The 2,850-nt window shown below is 38.9% G+C and carries 3 protein-coding genes; all 3 read left to right on the top strand.

Annotation, left to right across the window (positions count from 1 at the left end):
* On the top strand, positions 1 to 197 hold a 197-nt coding region (locus tag AW17_RS24745), incomplete at its 5' end, for a hypothetical protein (RefSeq protein ID WP_029280720.1).
* Positions 198 to 319: 122 nt separating this feature from the next.
* The gene (locus tag AW17_RS23230) at positions 320 to 1,507 is read left to right on the top strand and encodes an SGNH/GDSL hydrolase family protein (RefSeq protein WP_051692064.1); all 1,188 of its coding nucleotides are present in this window, start codon (positions 320 to 322) and stop codon (positions 1,505 to 1,507) included.
* 214 nt (positions 1,508 to 1,721) lie between these two features.
* Positions 1,722 to 2,141, top strand: a complete 420-nt coding sequence (locus AW17_RS23225) for an SRPBCC family protein (RefSeq protein WP_029280716.1) — start codon at positions 1,722 to 1,724, stop codon at positions 2,139 to 2,141.
* The last annotated feature ends 709 nt before the right edge of the window (positions 2,142 to 2,850 follow it).

The raw sequence follows: 2,850 nt of genomic DNA, 5'->3' as shown, positions 1-2,850 counted from the left end.
AATTTTCAGCCGGTGTTTTTTGTTTTTTCATGGGCCTTTATGTTTTCAACGGCATTCAAGCTAGCTGTGCTGGTCTTTTTGACACCAAAAAGAAAGAAGCCTGTCCGGCTAGGACAAATAAAACACCCCGTCCTGCGGACACCCCTCTAAAAGAGGGGAATTATATACCGCTGAAATTTAAACGTCATTTATATTGATTTTCATACCATAAATTACCCCTCAGGGTAACAATCAATTGGTTACCTATCACTGAAGTAAAATATTGCCAGAAATGCACAACAATTGTAAATTTTATTACTTTTGGTTTACGCTAATCAACATGAAACTAACCTCTTTTCTTTGCCTGACACTACTGTTTACGGCACTATTTTCCAAAAGCTTTGCGCAAAACAAGTTACAATCATCATCGTTTATCACTTTTAACGGTTACAGCCATACTGTAGCAGAAAAATTCGGGAAAAGCGAACCGGTAACCGTTGCCTTTTTAGGTGGGTCGATTACCAATATGGAAGGCTGGCGTGGATTGGTAAGTAATTATTTAGCCAAAACTTATCCGCAAACAAAATTCAGGTTCATTAACGCAGGTATTCCATCATTGGGCAGTTTACCACACGCGTTCCGCCTTCAGCGCGATGTACTCGACAGTGGAGAAATTGACCTGCTGTTTCTAGAATCGGCCGTTAACGACCACGCCAACAAAACCGCTGAACAAACACAGCGCCGTGCTTTAGAAGGTATTATCAGACACACCTTAAGCAAAAACCCTAAAACGGACATCGTAATGATGGCTTTTGCCGATGAAGATAAAAATGATGATTTTAATAAGGGCAAAATCCCAACTGAAGTAAAAGTACACAGCGATTTAGCTGAATATTATCACTTGTCATTTATTAATCTTGCTTTAGAAGTCGACAAACGTATTGCCAATGGCGAATTTACCTGGACAGCTGATTTTAAAAACCTGCATCCATCACCATTTGGTCAACAACTCTATTTCAATACCATTAAAACTTATCTGGAAGAAAACCAGAAAAATACCAATAAGAAAGCTTCGGCAGGTCTTCCTAAAATCATTGATAAATTTGCTTATACCAAAGGACAGTATGTTAGCATTAATGCTGCTGAAAACTTAAATACCTTTAGCATCAATAAAAACTGGAAGCCAACTGACGGGCTGGAAGGAAGACCAGGTTTTGTTAATATTCCAGTGCTCGAAAGCAATACCAGGAACAGTACTTTCGATCTGATTTTTAAAGGCAACGCTGTAGGGATTGCTATTTTATCAGGCCCGGATGCGGGTGCACTCCATTACCGGATAGATGATGGAGAGGAAAAAATGATCGATATGTATACTCAATGGAGTTCGAGCTTGCATTTGCCATGGTACCTGCTACTCGGCGATCAACTCACTAACGGAACGCATAAATTAAGCGTACGGATCAGCGATTACCACAACTCAAAATCAACAGGTTATGCTTGTCGTATTGCTTACTTTTTGGTAAATTAGAATTAGACCGCTTAATTTGTCTGATACATCGCGTCATTGTTTCTAACGATGACTGATGAACAGAGTTATTTACAGACGATTATAAATCCATGCTGTGGCTAATAAATTTGTATTTCATAATAATGCCGATTCAGCACCTCATTTTGTCGCATTTACACTTTCTGAGTTGTTAAAGTTCCTATAACTTTATTAAAAAAATTTAACAACAAAAAACATGGAAAATAAAACATCAATCACCGTAGAAACGACAGTAAATGCACCCGTAGAAAAAGTTTGGGAATTTTGGAATAACCCGGATCACATTACTAAGTGGGCCTTTGCCTCACCAGATTGGCATACCCCTTATTCAGAAAACGATTTAAAAGTTGGTGGCAAATTTAAAAGCACCATGGCGGCAAAAGATGGCAGCATGAGTTTTGATTTCGGTGGAACATATACCACAGTTGACCAGCATAAAAAAATCGAATATACAATGGAAGATGGCAGAACGGTAAGCATTGTTTTTGATGCACTGAGCGAACAAACCAGGGTAACCGAAACTTTCGATGCTGAATCTACCAATCCGATCGAAATGCAACGCGGTGGCTGGCAGGCTATCCTGGATAATTTTAAAAGTTATACAGAGCAATCATAAACACCTTATTATAAACAGGCTGTATCATATTTGAAATTCCATCCGAACTTGTTAAGTCGAACTTCCTGAAGAATCCTACCGTGTGGACACATCTTTTGCTATATCCTTAGCATTGACCGTCATTGTCAGCTTGACTGGCAATCTTAATGCAACAAGAAAGGTTAATGAGCAATATATGAAGCTTTAAGATTAGCTTTGCTGAGCACTTAGTGGTTCCCGTTTTCACTGGAATGACGCATGATGAATGGAATTGTGTCCACACGATACAAAGAATCGGGACAAACAGTCGAAATGTCTTGAGAGATATTTAAACAAACCCATTGACAGCTCCCAATAGAAAAATCGTCATTGCGAGGTACGAAGCGATCTTAAAGCGCTCGCTACTAGCGATAGTTGTAAGATTGCTTTGTCGGCTGAAAAGGCCTCCTCGCAATGACGGTTCCTCGTCGCCACATAGCACTAAAAATCCGCTGTCACTAATATTCATTTTTATGGTACAGCCCTCTTGTTATTTTTAACCTGAGTTCGATAATTAAATACTGATTTGATTATCTAAACTCAGTTTTGGATTAAGTCGGTCGTCACCCTGAATTTATTTCAGGGTCTTTCCTGCCAAAAAAGATGCTGAAACAAGTTCAGCATGACGATGAGGTTAGGAATAAACCTTGTCTGATAGTTATTTTTACAATTTAATAATCGAACTCAGGTT

The organism is Pedobacter borealis DSM 19626 (genome assembly GCF_000708285.2).
Lineage (GTDB): Bacteria > Bacteroidota > Bacteroidia > Sphingobacteriales > Sphingobacteriaceae > Pedobacter > Pedobacter borealis.
Note: the sequence above shows the minus strand (reverse complement) of the source record. Positions and strands in the feature narration are given on the sequence as shown.